This window comes from Microcella sp. (assembly GCF_051860105.1).
GTDB lineage: Bacteria > Actinomycetota > Actinomycetes > Actinomycetales > Microbacteriaceae > Microcella.
In genome coordinates, this window is sequence record NZ_JBHYEO010000032.1 from 1 (window position 1) to 18,591 (window position 18,591).

General features: G+C 70.5%; 16 protein-coding genes. 8 read left to right on the forward strand and 8 right to left on the reverse strand.

From position 1 onward, the window contains the following. A partial coding sequence (locus ACTIE9_RS12315; RefSeq protein ID WP_439565864.1) for a dihydrofolate reductase family protein occupies positions 1–330 on the forward strand: 330 nt, incomplete at its 5' end. Here ACTIE9_RS12315 and ACTIE9_RS12320 read toward each other — a convergent pair. Beyond that, positions 254–1,498 (reverse strand): alpha/beta hydrolase family protein, encoded by a 1,245-nt coding sequence (locus ACTIE9_RS12320; protein WP_439565865.1) that lies wholly within the window; start codon positions 1,496–1,498, stop codon positions 254–256. The two genes, ACTIE9_RS12315 and ACTIE9_RS12320, sit on opposite strands and share 77 nt — an antisense overlap. A 79-nt stretch (positions 1,499–1,577) precedes the next feature. On the opposite strand from ACTIE9_RS12320, the gene ACTIE9_RS12325 reads away from it, so the two are divergent. The 4 genes from ACTIE9_RS12325 (at position 1,578) to ACTIE9_RS12340 (ending at position 6,955) form a co-directional block, all read left to right on the forward strand. Beyond that, on the forward strand, positions 1,578–2,177 hold the full coding sequence (locus ACTIE9_RS12325) for a DUF3000 domain-containing protein (protein ID WP_439565866.1): 600 nt from the start codon (positions 1,578–1,580) through the stop codon (positions 2,175–2,177). 130 nt (positions 2,178–2,307) lie between these two features. Beyond that, positions 2,308–3,507 (forward strand): HRDC domain-containing protein, encoded by a 1,200-nt coding sequence (locus tag ACTIE9_RS12330; protein ID WP_439565879.1) that lies wholly within the window; start codon positions 2,308–2,310, stop codon positions 3,505–3,507. An 80-nt stretch (positions 3,508–3,587) separates the two neighbouring features. Further along, entirely contained in the window at positions 3,588–4,787 is a 1,200-nt protein-coding gene (locus ACTIE9_RS12335; RefSeq protein WP_439565867.1) for a thiolase family protein, read from the forward strand. A gap of 2 nt (positions 4,788–4,789) precedes the next feature. Beyond that, positions 4,790–6,955 carry a 3-hydroxyacyl-CoA dehydrogenase NAD-binding domain-containing protein gene (locus ACTIE9_RS12340; protein WP_439565868.1) on the forward strand — a complete coding sequence of 722 codons (2,166 nt, stop codon included), beginning with the start codon at positions 4,790–4,792 and terminating at the stop codon, positions 6,953–6,955. Positions 6,956–7,017: 62 nt separating this feature from the next. Here the strand turns inward: ACTIE9_RS12340 and dxs are convergent, their stop codons facing one another. The 5 genes from dxs to dut form a co-directional block, all read right to left on the reverse strand. Continuing rightward, positions 7,018–8,964, reverse strand: a complete 1,947-nt coding sequence (gene dxs / locus ACTIE9_RS12345) for a 1-deoxy-D-xylulose-5-phosphate synthase (protein ID WP_439565869.1) — start codon at positions 8,962–8,964, stop codon at positions 7,018–7,020. A gap of 85 nt (positions 8,965–9,049) precedes the next feature. After that, positions 9,050–11,767, reverse strand: a complete 2,718-nt coding sequence (gene acnA / locus ACTIE9_RS12350) for an aconitate hydratase AcnA (RefSeq protein ID WP_439565870.1) — start codon at positions 11,765–11,767, stop codon at positions 9,050–9,052. 75 nt (positions 11,768–11,842) lie between these two features. Further along, a complete protein-coding gene (locus ACTIE9_RS12355) occupies positions 11,843–12,568 on the reverse strand; it encodes a DUF3159 domain-containing protein (RefSeq protein ID WP_439565871.1) in 726 nt (241 codons plus the stop codon). Further along, positions 12,565–13,203: a DUF3710 domain-containing protein gene (locus tag ACTIE9_RS12360; RefSeq protein ID WP_439565872.1), complete on the reverse strand. Its 639-nt coding sequence runs from the start codon at positions 13,201–13,203 to the stop codon at positions 12,565–12,567. Before ACTIE9_RS12360 ends, ACTIE9_RS12355 begins: the two co-directional genes overlap by 4 nt. Then, positions 13,200–13,661 (reverse strand): dUTP diphosphatase, encoded by a 462-nt coding sequence (gene dut, locus ACTIE9_RS12365; RefSeq protein ID WP_439565873.1) that lies wholly within the window; start codon positions 13,659–13,661, stop codon positions 13,200–13,202. The genes ACTIE9_RS12360 and dut overlap by 4 nt, the downstream gene beginning before the upstream one ends. 32 nt (positions 13,662–13,693) lie before the next feature. On the opposite strand from dut, the gene ACTIE9_RS12370 reads away from it, so the two are divergent. Next, complete coding sequence (locus ACTIE9_RS12370) at positions 13,694–14,137, forward strand: DUF3093 domain-containing protein (protein ID WP_439565874.1); 444 nt, start codon at positions 13,694–13,696, stop codon at positions 14,135–14,137. A gap of 35 nt (positions 14,138–14,172) precedes the next feature. Here ACTIE9_RS12370 and ACTIE9_RS12375 read toward each other — a convergent pair whose 3' ends face one another. Then, positions 14,173–14,463 (reverse strand): DUF4193 domain-containing protein, encoded by a 291-nt coding sequence (locus tag ACTIE9_RS12375; protein ID WP_439565875.1) that lies wholly within the window; start codon positions 14,461–14,463, stop codon positions 14,173–14,175. A gap of 206 nt (positions 14,464–14,669) precedes the next feature. Here ACTIE9_RS12375 and sepH point away from each other — a divergent pair, with 206 nt between their 5' ends. After that, positions 14,670–15,743 (forward strand): septation protein SepH, encoded by a 1,074-nt coding sequence (gene sepH / locus ACTIE9_RS12380; protein WP_439565876.1) that lies wholly within the window; start codon positions 14,670–14,672, stop codon positions 15,741–15,743. Positions 15,744–15,766: 23 nt separating this feature from the next. Here sepH and ACTIE9_RS12385 read toward each other — a convergent pair whose 3' ends face one another. Then, positions 15,767–16,897, reverse strand: coding sequence for an alkaline phosphatase family protein (locus tag ACTIE9_RS12385; RefSeq protein WP_439565877.1), 1,131 nt, complete (start codon positions 16,895–16,897; stop codon positions 15,767–15,769). Between the two features lie 11 nt (positions 16,898–16,908). On the opposite strand from ACTIE9_RS12385, the gene ACTIE9_RS12390 reads away from it, so the two are divergent. Next, the coding region (locus ACTIE9_RS12390; RefSeq protein WP_439565878.1) for a DNA gyrase/topoisomerase IV subunit A at positions 16,909–18,591 on the forward strand (1,683 nt) is incomplete at its 3' end.

Consider the following 18,591-nt stretch of genomic DNA (forward strand, 5'->3'; position numbering starts at 1 on the left):
GCCGCGCGCGCCGCGGCCGCCGTGCCGGATGCCGACGTCGTCGCTCTCGAGGCGGGGCCGGATGCGCGCATCCCCGTGACGGCGATCGTCGCCGCGCTGCGGGAACGCGGGGTCGCGGGCATCGCCGCAGAAGGCGGCCCGGCGCTCGCGGCTCAGCTCGTCGAGGCTCGCCTCGTCGACGAACTGTGCCTGACCGTCGTGCCGCGGCTCGGGGGGCCGGGGCCGTCGATGCTCGACGGCGATGCGGTGCCGATCAGTCCCCTGACGGCGCGGCAGCTGCTCGTGGACGACGCGGGCGCGCAGTACGGCCGGTGGGCGCTGACCCGCTGACCGGCCCGAGGCCCTGGTCGCCGAGCCAGACCCGGATCGCGCGCTCCCAACGCTCGGGATCGTGGTTCCAGAGCTTGGTGTGGCGCGCGACGGCGAACCGTTCGAGACGCACGACGTCGGGGCGGGCGTTGGCGAGCGCGATGCTCGCGCCGCTCGGGACGTAGCCGTCGTCGTCGCTGTGCAGCAGCAGCATCGGGATGCTGAGCTCGGCCGCCCGTGCCACGATGTCGAGCCGCTCGAAGTCGATCGGCTCGGCGAGCCCCACCCACGATGATGCCCGGCTCGAGCCGAGCATCGCGAGCGCGGCGTCGCGGACCGCGGGCGGCAATCCCGCAGCCGCCGCCTGGAAGCGCAGAACGGGAAGCCAGTCGACGACGGGCGACTCGAGCACGACGCCGTTCACGTGGGCGGCGAGCGGCGAGCGGGTGATGCACTGCAGCACCGTGGCGCCCCCCATCGACCAGCCCATGAGCACGATCCGGCGCGCGCCCTCGCGCCGCGCGTACTCGAGCGCGGCCTCGACGTCGCGCCACTCCTCGTCACCGAGGGCGTAGCGGGCGTCGTGGCTCGGCGGAGCATCCCCGTCATTCCGGTAGCTGATGAGCAGGCAGTGATAGCCGGCCGCGCGGAACACGCTCACAGCGCGCAACCCCTCCGCGCGGGTGACCCCTCGGCCGTGCACCTGGATCACCCAGGCGTCGCCCTCCTCTTCCGGATCGATGCGCCACGCCGGAGCGACACCGACGGGGGTGCTGATGCCGACCTCGCGGAACGTCAGCCCGAGATCGGCCGGAGTCAGGAACCACCAGCCCGCCCACCTGCCGCGGGAAGCGCGATCGAGGTCGCCCCGCTGCACTCCGTCGAGGCGCCGCAGCACCGAGACCTCGTCCTCCGCGATGATCTGACCCACCCGCGCGTGGCCATGGTCCTGATCGAACCAGAGGCTGTAGCGCCCGGGCACGACGGTATCGGGCGTGCGACTGAGCCGGATGGTGCCGGCCTCGTGATCGACCGCGAGGATCACGACGTCCTCCTTGCGCCGACGAGGAGGGGTGACGACATCGCGCGCGACGCGCAGGGCGACGAGCGCGCCCCCGAGCAGGGCGGCGCCGCCCATGACGAGCACGAGCGCGGCGGCGCGGGCGGCGAAGCGTCCCGCGTCCCTCACCGGTCGCCCCGCAGGCGCCCGGGGTTCAGAACGGCGAGTCTCACGCCCCGAACCTACCAACAGCGCTTAGTCTGCACACGTGTCCTCCGCCCCGGCCGCCCCGCCGACGCCGCAGGTCGTCTTCGACGAGATCGTGGCCTCGGTCGGTCGGGCGACGGTGCGCGACGAGCTGCAGGTGACGGTGATCCCCGCCCCGAGCGGGCTCGCTCCCTACTCCTACGCCTTGGCCGCTGATGTCAACCCGGCCCGGCACTCCGACGATTCCGACCTGGGTACCGGCCGACTCATCATCCTGTACGACCCCGAGTCGCCCGAGGGCTGGGGCGGCGCCGTGCGGGTCATCTGCTATGCGCAGGCACCGCTCGAGACCGAGATCGGTCTCGACCCCTTCGTCGCCGACGTCGCGTGGTCGTGGCTGGTCGACGCGCTCGCCGCCCGCGGCGCCGACTACACCGCAGCGAGCGGCACGGCGACCAAGGTGCTCTCGACGGGCTACGGCGAGCTCGCCGCGCAGGGCAGCGGCGCGCAGATCGAGCTCCGCGCCTCCTGGACCCCGCTCGAGCACGACCTCGCCGCGCACGTCGAAGGGTGGGCAGAGCTGCTCTGCATGGTCGCGGGCTACCCGCCGGCCGCCGAGGGGGTGGCGGTGCTGCAGCCCCGACGGGAGTCGCGTGGCTGATCGACCGCCCATCACCGACCCCTTCGCCGCGCCGCCCCCGCTCCCCCCGCGGCCGCACGCCACGACACCGGTCGAGACCGTCGCACAGGCGGCGGAACCCGATGCCTCTCCCGCTCTGCCGACCGCGCGGCTGGCCCGCGCACCGCAGGTCATCGACTCGCGCACCGAGTACCTCGCCGCCGTCGCACAACTGGGTGCTGCGAGCGGCCCCGTTGCCGTGGATGCCGAGCGGGCGAGCGGTTTCCGGTACTCCCAACGGGCCTACCTCATCCAGGTCTTCCGCCGGGGAGCGGGCACCTTCCTGTTCGACCCGCCAGCGATCGGATCGTTCACCGAGCTGCAGGCGGTGATCGGCGGCGAGGAATGGGTGCTGCACGCCGCGAGCCAAGACCTGCCGTGCCTGCGCGAGGTCGGGCTCGATCCGGCTGCGCTCTTCGACACCGAGCTGGGTGCCCGCCTCGCCGGGATGCCGCGCGTCGGGCTCGGCGCCGTCGTCGAGGAGACTCTCGGCCTGCACCTGGCGAAGGAGCACTCCGCGGCCGACTGGTCGACCCGCCCCTTGCCGGACTCGTGGCTCACCTACGCCGCGCTCGATGTCGAGCTGCTGCTCGACGTGCGCGATCGCATCGCTGAGCGTCTCGACGCGTCAGGCAAGTCCGACCTGGCCGCACAGGAGTTCGCCGCCGTGCTCGCCAAACCCGCCGCCGAGCCGAAGGCCGAACCGTGGCGACGCCTCTCGGGCCTCTCGACCGTGCGCGGGCAACGCGCCCTCGCGGTCGCTCGCGAACTGTGGCGCGCCCGTGACGCCTATGCGCAGGAAGTCGACACCTCGCCGGGGCGCCTGCTGCCCGATGCATCGATCGTGGCGGCGGCGCGGGCACCGCTCACCTCCAAGCGCGAGCTCGCCGGTCTCAAGACGTTCATGGGGCGCGCGAGCCGCACGCAGATCGATCGCTGGTGGGCGGCGATCGAGGCAGGCCTGGCCACGGATGATCTCCCGGCGCATCGCGGTTCGGAGGAGAGCATCCCGCCCCCGCGGTCGTGGCCCGATCGCAGCCCCGAAGCCGACCGTCGGTACCGCGCGGTGCGGCCTCGGCTGCAGGCGATCGCCGACGGCCTCGAGCTTCCCGTCGAGAACCTGCTGACGCCCGAGCACGTGCGTCGTCTCGCGTGGGCCCCGCCGGCGGAGACGACCCGCGCGTCGATCGCCGACGCACTCGCAGCACTCGGAGCTCGCCCGTGGCAGATTGACGCAACCGCACAGGCGATCGGGGAAGCCTTTGTCGAAGCACTCCAAGCCCCGCTCGAGGCCCCCGAGGCGGATTCGTAGGAACACGCAGGGGTTCCCCCGCCGTCCGAACCGCCTCCCTAGGCTGAGCGCCAGACCATCAACCCCTGGGAGGCACCATCGTGGCTGAACGAGCCGACGTCGTATTCGTGGACGGAGTCCGCACCCCGTTCGGGCGCGCAGGCGAGAAGGGCATGTACTGGAACACCCGCGCCGACGACCTCATCGTGAAGGCGATGATCGGGCTTCTCGAGCGCAATCCTTCGCTGCCGAAGGAGCGCGTCGACGAGGTCGCGATCGCGGCAACGACCCAGGTCGGCGACCAGGGATTGACGCTCGGCCGCACGGCCGCGATCCTCGCGGGCCTGCCGCTCAGCGTTCCCGGATACGCGATCGACCGCATGTGCGCGGGAGCCATGACGTCGGTGACGACGACGGCAGGCGGCATCGCGTTCGGCGCCTACGACGTCGCGATCGCGGGCGGCGTCGAGCACATGGGCCGTCACCCGATGGGTTTCGGTGCCGACCCGAACCCCCGGTTCCTCGCCGAGAAGCTCGTCAGCGGCGACGCCCTCAACATGGGACTCACCGCCGAGCGGTTGCACGATCGATTCCCCTCCCTGACGAAGGAGCGCGCCGACCGTTTCGGGATGCGCAGCCAGCAGAAGGTCGCCGCGGCCTATGCGGCCGGCAAGATCCAGCCCGACCTCGTTCCTGTCGCGCTCCGCAGCGAGGCCGGCTACGGGCTCGCGACCACTGACGAGGGCCTCCGCCCCGCGACCACCATGGAGGGGCTCGCGGGCCTCAAGACGCCGTTCCGCCCGCACGGCCGGGTCACCGCCGGCAACGCCTCGCCGCTCACGGATGGAGCGACCGTGAGCCTGCTGGCGAGCGCCGACGCCGCGAAGGAGCTCGGGCTCACGACGAAGATGCGCCTGGTGAGCTTCGCCTACGCGGGTGTGGCCCCCGAGATCATGGGCATCGGCCCGATCCCCTCCACCGAGAAGGCGCTCGCGAAGGCCGGCCTGACGATCGACGACATCGGGCTCTTCGAGCTCAACGAGGCCTTCGCCGTGCAGGTGCTGAGCCTGCTCGACCACTTCGGCATCGACGACGACGACCCGCGGGTCAACCCCTGGGGCGGCGCCATCGCCCTCGGCCACCCCCTCGCGAGCTCGGGCGTGCGGCTCATGATCCAGCTCGCCCGCCAGTTCGAAGAGCGCCCCGACGTGCGCTACGGCCTTACTGCTATGTGCGTCGGCCTCGGACAGGGCGGCAGCGTCATCTGGGAGAACCCGCACTACACCGGAAAGAAGGCTTGATCGTGGCGACCACGAGCGCGACCGCGCAGTACTCCCCCGACCAGTTCGCCGAGCTTCGGGGGCTGAGCGACGACGAGGTCGTCACGCACAGCTATGTGCGCGATGTGCCGCTGCCGAGCGGCGGGGTTCTCGCCCTCGTCACCCTCGACAACGGCCGCGACCACACGCGGCCCAGCACCCTCGGCCCCGAGGGCCTCATGGAGCTCGCCGGAGTGCTCGATGCCCAGAAGGCACGCGCCGCCGCGGGCGAGATCCGCGCGCTCGCGATCACCGGCAAGCCGTTCATCCTCGCGGCGGGGGCCGACCTCTCGAAGGTCGGCGACATCCCCAGCTACGAGGCAGGGCTGCAGATGGCGCAGCTCGGTCACTACGCCCTCGGCAAGCTCGGCGAGCTGGGTGTGCCGTCGTTCTGCTTCATCAACGGGCTCGCGCTCGGCGGCGGTGTCGAGGTGGCCCTCAACTGCGACTACCGCACGCTCGACTCCAGTGCGGCGGCCCTCGCGCTGCCCGAGGTCTTCCTCGGCATCATCCCCGGCTGGGGAGGCGCGTGGCTGCTGCCGAACCTCATCGGCATCGAGAACGCCCTCAAGGTGGTCGTCGAGAACCCGCTCAAGAACAACAGGACGCTCAAGCCGACCGAGGCGTACGAGCTCGGCATGGCCGATGTGCTGCTGTCGCCCGCGAACTTCCTCGAGGACTCGATCACCTGGGCCGACCGCGTGATCACGGGGGCCGTGAAGGTCAAGCGCCCGAACGAGCCCGGCAAGCTCGAGCGCGCCGTTAAGTGGGACGTCGCGATCGGCATCGCCCGGAAGACCCTCGAGAAGCGCCTCGGGAAGGTCGCGAAGTCTCCCTACGCGGCCCTCGAGCTGCTCGCGGCGGCCAAGAACACGACCAAGGCCGAGGGGTTCGCGGCCGAGGACCGGGCGCTGGCCGACCTCGTCGCGGGCGACCAGTTCCGCGCATCCATCTACGCGTTCAATCTCGTCCAGAAGCGCGCCAAGCGCCCCGCGGGCGCTCCCGACAAGGCGCTCGCCAAGAAGGTGACGAAGGTGGGCGTGCTCGGAGCGGGTCTCATGGCCAGCCAGTTCGCGCTGCTCTTCCTGCGGCGTCTCCAGGTGCCGGTCATCATCACCGATCTCGACCAGGCGCGCGTCGACAAGGGGCTCGACTACATCCGTGGCGAGATCGCCGAGCTCGAGCAGAAGGGCCGCATCGACAGCGACGAGGGAAACCGCCTACGCGCACTGCTCTCCGGCACGATCGACAAGGCCGACTTTGCCGACTGCGACTGGGTGATCGAGGCCGTGTTCGAAGAGCTCTCGATCAAGCAAGACGTCTTCGCCGAGATCGAGAAGCACATCTCGGCCGAGGCCGTGCTCGCCACCAACACCTCGTCGTTGTCGGTCGAGCAGATCGGAGCGAAGCTCCAGCACCCCGAGCGCGTCGTCGGCTTCCACTTCTTCAACCCCGTGGCGGTCATGCCGCTGATCGAGGTCGTCAACACCTCGGCGACGGATGATGCGACGCTCGCGACGGCCATGGCCACGGCGCAAGCGCTGCGCAAGAACGCGGTCATCACCGCCGACACCCCCGGGTTCGTCGTCAACCGCATTCTCGCGAAGGTGCTGGGCGAGGCGATGCACGCCGTCGAGATCGGCACCCCGTTCGAGACGGTGGTCGAGGCGCAGCGCCACTTCGGGCTGCCGATGGACCCGTTCGTGCTGCTCGACCTCGTCGGCCTGAAGGTGGGCGCCCACGTGCTCGACACGCACCACGCGGCCTTCCCCGAGCGCTTCTTCGAGTCCCGCGCGCTGCACGAACTCGCGGAGGCGGGCGTGCTGCTCGAGAAGGATGCGAAGGGCCAGTCGAAGGGAATCGACAAGAAGGCTCTCGAGATCGTCGCGAAGCACCGCCTCGAAGGGTCCCAGCCCTACACGGTCGGGCAGCTCACGGCGCGGCTCGAAGACGGCCTCGCCGATGAGATCCACCGCATGCTCGAGGACGGCGTCGTCGAGGCCGCGGAGGATATCGACCTCTGCATGATCCTCGGCGCCGGCTGGCCGTTCCAGATGGGCGGGGTCACGCCCTTCCTCGACCGCGTCGGCGCCTCGGAGCGCGTGTTCGGCGGCACGTTCCACGAGCCGCGCATCCGCGGCATCCGCTAACGCTCCAGCGCTGACGACGACGCCCCGACCGCGAGAACCGGTCGGGGCGTCGTCGTCGGCGACTAGCGGGTGCGCTCGTCCTGGTCGACAGCGGCACCGTGCTCGTCGGGCAGCGGGCGCGCGACGGGGATCCGTGTGCCGAGCACCTGAGCGACGAGGTCGCGCGCGATCGCCTGCGAGGTGAGACCCACACGCTCGAGGATCTCCTCGCGCGTCGCGTGCTCGAGGAACTCGTCCGGGAGCCCGAGCTCGTCGACCGCCGTATCGACGCCGGCTGCCCGGAGATCCTGGCGGATGCGGGTGCCGATGCCACCCACGCGCACGCCATCCTCGATGCTCACCAGGATGCGGTGGTCACGCGCGAGCTCGATGACGCTTTCCGGCACAGGAACGACCCAGCGGGGGTCGACGACCGTCGCCCCGATCCCCTGATCGGCGAGCCGTTCGGCGACCTCGAGGCCGATCTTCGCCATCGGACCGACCGTCACGATGAGCACATCCTTGTGGGGCGCCTCCCGCAGCACATCGACACCATCAGCGGTGCGTCGCACGGCATCGAACTCGGTGCCGACCGAGCCCTTCGAGAACCGAACGACGGTCGGGGCATCGTCGACCGCGACGGCCTCGGCGAGCTCCTCGCGCAGTCGTGTCGCGTCGCGCGGCGCCGCGAGCCGGATGTTCGGCACGACCTGGAGGATCGAGAGATCCCACATCCCGTGGTGGCTCGCACCATCGGGGCCGGTCACGCCCGCGCGATCGAGCACGAAGGTGACACCGGCACGATGCAGAGCCACGTCCATGAGCACCTGGTCGAACGCCCGGTTGATGAAGGTGGCGTAGACCGCGACGACCGGGTGCATGCCGCCGTAGGCCAGGCCCGCGGCAGAGGTGACCGCATGCTGCTCGGCGATACCCACGTCGATGATGCGATCGGGGTGCTTCTCGGCGAGCTTGTGCAGACCGGTCGGCCGGAGCATCGCGGCGGTGATGCCGACGATACGACGATCCTTGTCGGCGAGCCTCACGATCTCGTCGGCGAACACGGAGGTCCACGACGGCTGACTCGCCTGCTCGACCGACTCGCCCGTCTCCGGGTCGATCTGCCCGACGGCATGGAACTGGTCGGCGACATCAGCGAGGGCCGGCTCGTAGCCCTTGCCCTTCTGCGTGATCGCATGCACGATGACCGGCGCGCTGTACTCCTTGGCCTGCCGCAGGGCTCGTTCGACGTCTTTCAGGTCGTGGCCGTCGATCGGGCCGATGTACTTGATGTCGAGGTTGGAGTACAGCGCCTCGTTGTTGGTGAAGCGCGACAAGAACCCGTGCAACCCGCCGCGAACCCCACGGTAGACCGCGCGACCAGGAGCCCCGAAGAAGCCGAACGCCCGCTCCGTCCCGCGACGGAACCGGTAGTACGAGCGGCGCGTCCGCACCGTCGAGAGGAACCGGGCCATGCCGCCGATCGTCGGAGCATAGGAGCGCCCGTTGTCGTTGACGACGATCACGAGGTTGCGGCTGTTGTCATCGCTGATGTTGTTGAGCGCTTCCCAGGTCATGCCTCCCGTGAGGGCGCCGTCGCCCACAACGGCGATGACGTGGCGGTCGTCCTGGCCCGTCATCTCGAAGGCGCGCGAGATGCCGTCGGCCCAGCTGAGCGAGCTCGAGGCGTGCGAGCTCTCGACGATGTCGTGCTCGCTCTCCGAGCGCTGCGGGTAGCCGGCGATGCCGCCCTTCTGCCGCAGCTTCGAGAAGTCCTGGCGCCCGGTCAGCAGCTTGTGCACGTACGACTGGTGCCCGGTGTCCCACACGATCGCGTCGCGGGGCGAGTCGAAGACGCGGTGGATGCCCAGCGTGAGCTCGACGACCCCGAGGTTCGGCCCGAGGTGGCCGCCGGTCTTCGAGACCTCGGTGACGAGGAAGCGGCGGATCTCCTCCGCCAGTTCGACCATCTGCGACTCATCGAGCCGGTCGAGGTCGCGAGGGGTGCGGATCGCGTCGAGCAGTGCCATCCACCGAGTCTACGGGAGCGCGCCGGTGCGGCGGCCCGTCGGCGAACGCCTGTTGCGGGGCGTTCGCCGACGGTTCGCTGAACGACTAGACGAGGCTCCGCAGCACGTACTGCAGAATGCCGCCGTTGCGGTAGTAGTCGGCCTCACCCGGGGTGTCGATGCGCACCACGGCGTCGAACTCGATCGGAGTCTTGCCCGCGGGCGAGTGCGCGCTCGGAGCGGCGGTGACCCGCACCGTGCGCGGGGTCGTGCCCGCGTTGAGCGCGGTGATGCCCGAGATCGACACCTCCTCGGTGCCGTCGAGGCCCAGGCTGTCGGCGGTCTCGCCGGCGGGGAACTGCAGGGGGATCACGCCCATGCCGATCAGGTTCGAACGGTGGATGCGCTCGAAGCTCTCGGCGATGACGGCCTTGACGCCCAGCAGGCTCGTGCCCTTGGCCGCCCAGTCGCGGCTCGAGCCGGAGCCGTACTCCTTGCCGGCGAAGATGACGAGGGGCACCCCCGCCGCCTGGTAGCGCTCGCTCGCGTCGTAGATGAACGCCTGCGGAGCATCCGGCTGCGTGAAATTGCGCGTGAAGCCGCCCTCGACATTGTCGAGGAGCTGATTGCGCAAGCGGATGTTCGCGAAGGTTCCGCGGATCATCACCTCGTGGTTGCCGCGGCGCGATCCGTAGGAGTTGAAGTCCTTGCGGTCGACGCCGTGGGAGGTGAGGTACTGACCCGCGGGCGAATCCGCCTTGATCGAGCCGGCGGGGCTGATGTGGTCGGTCGTGACCGAGTCGCCGAGCTTCGCGAGCACCCGGGCACCCGCGATATCGGTCACCGGCGAGGTCTCGAGCGTCATGCCGTCGAAGTACGGGGGCTTGCGCACGTAGGTCGACTCCGAGTCCCACTCGAAGGTCGCCCCGTCGGGCGTCGGCAGCGAGCGCCAGCGCTCGTCGCCCTCGAACACCGAGGCGTACTGGTGGTCGAACATGGCGGTGTCGATCGACGAGTCGATCGTCGCCTGCACCTCGGCCGCGTCGGGCCAGATGTCGCGCAGGTAGACCTCGTTGCCATCACGATCGGTGCCGAGAGCATCCGTCTCGAAGTCGAAGTTCATCGAGCCGGCGAGCGCGTAGGCGATCACGAGCGGCGGGCTCGCGAGGTAATTCATCTTCACGTCGGGGTTGATGCGGCCCTCGAAGTTGCGGTTGCCCGAGAGCACGGCGGTCACGGCGAGGTCGTGGTCGTTGATCGCCGTCGAGATCTCGTCGGCGAGCGGCCCCGAATTGCCGATGCAGGTCGTGCAGCCGTAGCCGACCGTGTAGAAACCGAGGGCTTCGAGGTCGTCGGTGAGACCGGCCTTCTCGTAGTAGTCAGTGACGACCTTCGACCCGGGCGCGAGCGTCGTCTTGACCCACGGCTTGGCCTTCAGACCGCGCTGCGCGGCGTTGCGGGCGAGCAGGCCCGCCGCGAGCATGACCGAGGGGTTGGAGGTGTTGGTGCACGAGGTGATGGCCGCGATCGTCACGGCACCGTTGTCGAGCGTGAACTGCTCACCGCCGACCGTCACGGGTACGGGGGTCGACGCGTGATCGGTGTAGGCCGGCAGCGCCGCCTCGAAGGCCGACTTGGCGACCGAGAGCTCGATGCGGTCTTGCGGGCGCTTCGGACCGGCGATCGAGGGCACGACGGTCGACAGATCGAGCTCGAGGTACTCGCTGAAGCGGGGCTCGACCGCGGGGTCGTGCCACAGCGACTGCAGCTTGCTGTAGGCCTCGACGAGGGCGACCTGCGCATCGCTGCGGCCAGTGAGGCGCAGGTAGTCGAGGGTCACGTCGTCGATGGGGAACATCGCGGCCGTCGAGCCGAACTCGGGGCTCATGTTGCCGATCGTCGCGCGGTTGGCGAGCGGAACGGCCGCGACGCCGGCCCCGTAGAACTCGACGAACTTGCCGACGACACCGTGCTTGCGCAGCATCTCGGTGATCGTGAGCACGACGTCGGTCGCCGTCACTCCCGTGGGGATGGCGCCGGTGAGCTTGAACCCGACGACCTTCGGGATGAGCATCGAGACGGGCTGGCCGAGCATCGCGGCCTCGGCCTCGATGCCGCCCACGCCCCAGCCGAGCACGCCGAGGCCGTTCACCATCGTCGTGTGCGAGTCGGTGCCGACGCACGTGTCGGGGTAGGCGCGCAGCACCCCACCGACCTCGCGCGTGTAGGTGACCTTCGCGAGGTGCTCGATGTTCACCTGGTGCACGATGCCGGTGCCCGGGGGCACGACCTTGAAGTCGTCGAACGCGGTCTGGCCCCAGCGCAGGAACTGGTAGCGCTCGCCGTTGCGCTCGTACTCGATCTCGACGTTGCGCTCGAGGGCGTCGGCGGTGCCGAAGAGGTCGGCGATGACGGAGTGGTCGATGACGAGCTCGGCGGGGGCGAGCGGGTTGATCTTGTTGGGGTCGCCGCCGAGGGCCGCGACCGCCTCGCGCATGGTCGCGAGGTCGACGATGCAGGGCACGCCCGTGAAGTCCTGCATCACGACGCGCGCGGGCGTGAACTGGATCTCGGTGTCGGGCTCAGCCGACGGATCCCACGAGCCGAGCGCGCGGATCTGGTCGGCGGTGACGTTGGCACCATCCTCGGTGCGCAGCAGGTTCTCGAGCAGCACCTTGAGGCTGAACGGCAGCGTCTCGTAGCCCGGCACGGTGTCGATACGGAAGACCTGGTACTCGGTTCCCGCGACCGACAGGGTGTCGATCGAATCGAAGCTGTTGACTGCAGACACAGTGACTCCTCTTGTGCAACGGGCGGGGCGCATCCGTCGCCCTGCGCCGGACTCGACCAGCCTACCGGCCGGAAACTATCTTGATATCGAGATAAATAATCGTAGCACTCACGAGGCGCGGCGGGCGTAGACCGCGCGGACCATGAGCCAGGTCACCCACAGAACAGCGGCGTACAGCGGCAGACCCATGAGCAGCTTCGTGGCCGCGAGCGCCGCGGCCTGCTCGGCCAGGTAGAGGGGCACCTGCACGCCGAGCCGCAACGTGAACAGTGCGACCCACAGCCAGGTCGTGACGGTCAGAACCGTGCGTTTGGCCGGGTCGGAGCGCCACTCGTGATCGCCCGTCAGCAAGGCGGTGATGACGCCGATGAGCGGACGCCGCACCCCGAGGCTCACGAGCAGCGCGATGAGCCAGACGCCGTTGATCACGAAGCCGAGCAGGAAGTTCTCCTCCGCCCGGCCGGTGACGAGCGCGAGCCCGGCCGAGAGGGCGATGCCGACGAGCCCGATGACCGCCGGCATCATGGGCGATCGCGTGAGAGCGCGGACGAGCACGAACACGACGGCGACACCGACCGGGATCAGCACCGACGGAGCGACCTCGCTCGTGATGGTGAAAACGATGAGGAAGAGGAAACCGGGCAGCAACGACTCGATGAGGCCGCGCACTCCCCCGACGGCGCCCCAGAGCGCGTGAGCCGTCGGGCGCTCGCCCGGCTCGACCCGCGCGAAACCCGACCTGCGTGCGGCGGCGGCGAGCGCGTCGCGCAGTTCGGCCGCACTATCGGGCTGATCGGAGACAGGGCCCTGCCCGGGCTCGACGCCGGCGCTCATGCCGAGGGAGCGCCCGGTGCGGCGGCCGTTCCCGCCGCTGTCGCTCCCTGGGGCACCTGCAACGGGATCAGGTCACGCGGCGGCATCGGCGTCGTGCCCCGCACGACCACGATGCCCCGGAAGACGTCGTCGATCGCCGCCGCGGCCTCGGCCTCGATGGCGCCGCGGCCGGCGATGACGCCGCGGAGGAACCAGCGAGGTCCGTCGACACCGACGAAGCGCGCGATGCGGGTCGCTCCGGCCTCGCCTCCCGTGACGGGGATGCGAGCCACGACCTCGGGGCCGAACACCCCCTCGCGCTCCTGCACCTCGCCGCCCTGCGATCGGACCTGCTCGATGATCTGCGCCCGGATCTCGTGCCAGAGGCCGCTCGTGCGCGGCGCGGCGAAGGGCTGCACCTGCAGCGTCGAGCCCGCGTAGTCGATGCCGACGGCGACGACCCGCTTCGTGCCCTCCTCGATCTCGAGGCGCAGCTGCAGCCCCTCACGGGGAACGAGCTTGACCCCGCCGAGGTCGACGTACGGTCGCACGGCGTTCGCTTCGCTCTCGTCGAGCGGGCCGTTCTCGGCGCGGTCGAGCGGGGCGGACTTGGCGTCGTCGAGCGACGGTGTCTGGCCAGTGACGGGATCGGTCACGCGGAATCTCCTTCGGTCGGCACCCCACGGTAGCCGGTCGACCCGAACCCCCGCTCTCCGCGGTGCGAGCCGGGCAAGGACTCGACGGGGATGAATCGGGCCTGGGCGACGGGCCACACGATCAACTGGGCGATGCGATCGCCCACCTCGACGCGGAAGGCCTCTCGAGCATCCGTATTCAGCAGTGTCACGCGGATCTCTCCCCGGTATCCGGCATCGACCGTGCCGGGGGCGTTCACGATCGTCAGGCCGTGGCGCGCCGCGAGCCCGCTGCGGGGCACCACGAACGCCGCATAGCCCTCCGGCAGGGCGATCGCGGTGCCGGTGCCGACCGTCGCCCGCTCACCAGGTGCCAGCTCGACGGCCTCGGCGGCGCGGAGATCAGCCCCTGCGTCGCCCGGATGGGCGTAGGCGGGCACGGTGGATCCGGTGAGCAGCACATCGACGGTTCGCGGCACGCGTCGAGGCTAATGCATGGTCGAATGGAGGCATGGAGTCGTATCGCGAGCGCCTGTGGCCCGCACCATGGATCGGCCTGATCGCCGCACTCGCCATTCCCGCCAGTCTGCTGACGTTCGCGCCCATCAGCGTGCTCGTGGGCGGGATCGTCGGCACCGCCCTTGCCCTCGGCGTCATCGCGGCGGCCGTAGCCTCTGCACCGATCATCATCGTCGCCGACGGGATGCTCCGCGCGGGCTCGGCGCGCGTGCCGCTCTCGCTCGTGGGAGAGACGACGGTCGCTCGGGGCGACGAGGCCCGGCTGGCCCGCGGCCAGCAGCTCGACGCCCGCGCGCACCTCGTGCTGCGACCGGATGTGGCCCCTGTGCTGCGGATCGATCTGACCGACCCCGATGATCCGGCGCCGTACTGGCTCGTGTCGACCCGACGGCCGGAGGAGCTCGCCGCGGCGATCGCGGCGGCACCGCGCACCTGATCACCGCGAACAGCGCGGCACGCCGTGGTTCCGACCTAGCTCGCGCACTCGCGGCAGACGGACCCGAGCTTCTCCTCGTGGTCGAGCTGCGAGCGGTGCTTCACCAGGAAGCAGCTGATGCACGTGAACTCGTCCGCCTGCGGCGGCAGCACGACGACGTCGAGATCGAGGTCGGCGAGGTCTTGGCCCGCGAGCTCGAAGCCCGGGTTGTCGGCGTCATCGACGTCGACCACGCCGGAGAGCTTGTCGGGAACGCGCTCCTGCAGGGCCTGGATCGAGTCGGTGTCCTCGTCCGTCTTGCGGGGGGCGTCGTAGTCCGTAGCCATGCCAGTCCACTTCTCATTCACACTTGTCGGCCGCGTTCGGCGGCCATAGTTTGCAGGAAGGGAGGAGGAAACGCAAACGCGCCCCGCCGCCCGTGTTCGCCGCTGTCTCCCCCGCTAACTTCCGGCACGCCCGCGCTATTCCCGGCCCTGCTCACGGCGCCGTGGGATGCTGTGGCCACCAACCCCACGACCGGAGGGTGCGAGCCATGGACGAGCTCACCGTGATCGGCGCCGAGAACGGCGCCCTCATCGTCGTCTCCGCCGATGGCTCGCGGTTCCGCGTTCCGATCACCGAGGCGCTGCACACCGCCCTCCGCCAGAACCGGCCCGCCGCGCCGGCTCCGCACCGCGTCGGCCCGCGCGAGGTGCAGTCGTTGATCCGGCAGGGCCTGACCGCGGCCGAAGTCGCGACGCAGACCGGGGAGCCCCTGGAGTACATCCAACGGTTCGAAGGTCCCGTCCTCGCCGAGCGCGAGTACGTCGTGACAGCGGCCCGCACCGTGCCCGTCGCCGTCGCGTCCGACGGCGAGGCCGGCGTCACCGGTACCTTCGGCTCGGCGATCGACCACCGCCTGACGGGCATCGGCGCCCGTGACGTGCGATGGGAGAGCCGGAAGCAGGAATCGCACTGGATCGTCTCCGTGAGCTTCCTCGACGGAGACGTCGCCCGCACCGCCGTATGGACCTTCGACCCCAAGAAGTCGACGCTCGCTCCGGCCAACCATGAGGCGCAATCGCTCTCGCAGCAGGGCGACGGCCCGGCGCCGATCATGCCGCGCCTGCGCGCCGTGCCGGCCGAGGACGCCCCGAGCGGCCGGTTCGACAGCGGCGCCTTCACCCCGACCCCTCACCCCGAGCGACCGGCGGCACCCCTCGAGCGCCCCGAGCGACCCTTCGCCCGCGTCGCCGAGCCCGACACCGCCGATACGCAAGAGGTCGGCAACACCGCCGACCTGCTGGAGGCTCTGCGCCGTCGGCGCGGAGAGCGCGAGGCGGCGCCCAGCGACGACTGGGAGTCGTCGCGAGCGGCGCATCCGTCGACCGGCTCGATCCGCATCGTCGACGTTCCGCTCGACGGCGCGCTCATCGCTGCGGGCGGCGACGAGGAGACCGAGGGCATCGACGACCCCGTGCCCGAGAGTGTCATCGACGACGCGTCGCTCTCGGGTGACACCGCGGAGCAGACTCCGGTGAAGCCGGTGAACCGTCGAGGGCGCGCGGCGATGCCGAGCTGGGACGAGATCGTGTTCGGCGCTCGTCCCGACGACGATCCGGCCTGAACCCGCTCTCGGGCCGAGGCGGATCAGGCCGCGAACGCGCCCCAGCGGGCGAGCGGAACCCTGAGCTCGTCGGGCGAGAATGATCCGTGTTGACCGACCATCGCGAGCGCGCGGTCGGTCGCCGTGCGCCCGTCGTAGTACGCCACCTGCGCCCGCGCCGCCACGATGACATCGCCGATGCGGGCCCGGGCCGCCGCTGACACCTCGCCGAACCAACCCGCCGCGATGGCCTCGTCGCGCGTCACGACCCAGGCGCGGCCGCCCTCGCTCTCGAGCCAGCGGTCGCGCACGACCGATGCCCGCTCCGGATCATCGAGGCCCAGGTGCAGGCACCGGGGTTCACCGGCGACATGGCGGATGCCCTCCCAGAGCGGATCGTCGGCGTCGAGCACGAGCCGCCGGTGCGGGGAGACATCGAGCATGCCGTGATCCGCGGTGAGGAGCAGGCCCGCATCGGCGGGCACTGCACGGTCGAGCGCGCGGAGACCGGCATCGAGCTCCTCGAGCCGCTGCGTCCACAGCGGCGACTCGACGCCCTCCGCATGACCGGCCATGTCGAGCTCGGGCACGTAGATGTACACGAGCCTCGGCGGGCCGGCGGCGATCAGCTCGACACCGCGGGCGACACGGTCGGCGACCGACCGCTGCGCCTCGAAGCGCGCGCCGCGCAGCACGGCCTCGGTGAAGCCCGTGTCGCGGTAGCGCTCGGCCCCCACGACGACCGCCTCGACGCCGTCGGCGCCAGCCCTCTCGAACACGGTGGGATGCGGCTGCCATGCGCGCGGCACCATGCCCGCGTCCCACCCGGTGAGCTGGTTGACGACGCGATCACCCTCCGGATCGATGGCGCTGTAGCTCACGAGCCCGTGCTGGCCTGCGGAGAGCCCCGTCGTTAGCGTCGCGAGCGCAGACGCCGTCGTGGTCGGGAAGCCCGACTCGATGACGCCCCCCTGAGACGGGATGGCGGCCAGCAGCCGACGGGCGTGACCCGCTCGCCGCTGCAGCGCGGACATCCCCAGGCCGTCGACGAGCAGAACCGCGGCGCTGCGCACCGACGGCAGCGCGAGCCGACCTGTCTCGCCCCGCATCGCCGCGAACGCACCGGTCAACACGTCGGCGAGTGACGGGGAGTCGCCACGGGGCGCCGGTAGCATGGCTCCAGCCTATGACTCCCCCTCCTGCCTCCCGATCCCGGGGATCCGACCCCGCCGACACACCCGTCGGCGAACGCATCGACGACGTCGACCTCGCCGACGAGATGCAGGGCTCGTTCCTCGAGTACGCCTACTCCGTCATCTACTCGCGCGCCCTGCCGGACGCGCGCGACGGCCTCAAGCCCGTGCAGCGTCGCATCCTGTACATGATGAGCGAGATGGGCCTGCGGCCCGATCGCGGCCACGTCAAGTCGGCGCGCGTCGTCGGCGAGGTCATGGGCAAGCTGCACCCGCACGGCGACTCGGCGATCTACGACGCCCTCGTGCGCCTCTCGCAGGACTTCACGCTGAGGGTGCCGCTCATCGACGGTCACGGCAACTTCGGCTCGCTCGACGACGGCCCCGCCGCGGCGCGGTACACGGAGGCGCGGTTGCGCGCCGAGGCCATGGCCATGGTCGACGACCTCGATGAAGACGTCGTCGACTTCGTGCCGAACTACGACAACCAGCTCACGCAACCCTCGGTGCTGCCCGCGGCCTTCCCCAACCTGCTCGTCAACGGCGCCAGCGGCATCGCCGTCGGCATGGCCACCAACATGGCGCCGCACAACCTCATCGAGGTCGCCGCCGCCGCACGCCATCTTCTCGACGACCCCGAGGCGACGCTCGACGAGCTCATGGCGTATGTGCCCGGCCCCGACCTGCCGACGGGCGGAACGATCATCGGGCTCGAGGGCATCCGCGAGGCCTATGCGACGGGTCGCGGCAGTTTCAAGACGCGCGCCAAGGTCTCGATCGAGGCGATCACGGCCCGCAAGACCGGCATCGTGATCACCGAGCTGCCCTATCTCGTCGGGCCTGAGAAGGTCATCGAGAAGATCAAAGACGGCGTGCAGTCGAAGAAGCTCGCGGGCATCAGCGACGTCACCGACCTCACCGACCGCCGCAACGGTCTGCGGCTCGTCATCGGCATCAAGACGGGCTTCAGCCCCGAGGCCGTGCTCGAGCAGCTCTACCGATTCACCCCGCTCGAAGACGGCTTCTCGATCAATGCAGTCGCGCTCGTCGATGGCACGCCGCAGACGCTCGGCCTCAAGGAGCTGCTGCAGGTCTACCTCGACCACCGCATCCAGGTCGTCACCCGGCGCAGCCGCTACCGCCTCGACCGGCGACGCGAGCGGCTGCACCTCGTCGAGGGGCTGCTCGTCGCCATCCTCGACATCGACGAGGTCATCCAGGTCATCCGCACCTCCGACGACGCCGAGGCCGCCCGCACGCGTCTCATGGAGGTCTTCGACCTGTCCACGCCGCAGAGCGAGTACATCCTCGAACTGCGACTGCGCCGCCTCACGAAGTTCAGCCGCATCGAGCTCGAGACCGAGCGTGATCAGCTGCGTGCGGAGATCGCCGAGCTCGAGACCTTGCTGGCCGACCCGGCCCGCGTCCGCACCGTCGTCGGCGACGAGCTCGAGGCGACCGCCGACCGCTTCGGCACCCCGCGTCGCACCCTGCTCACCGAGGCGAGCGCCTCGATCGCGGCCCCGCGCAGCCGCGGCGCGGCTCCCGTCTCTCTCGAGATCGCCGATGCGCCGTGCCGCGTGCTCGTCTCGACGACGGGCCGCGCCGTGCGCGTCGAGCTGCCCGAGGGCGCGACGATCGTCACCCCGACGCGCCGCAGCAAGCACGACGCCCTG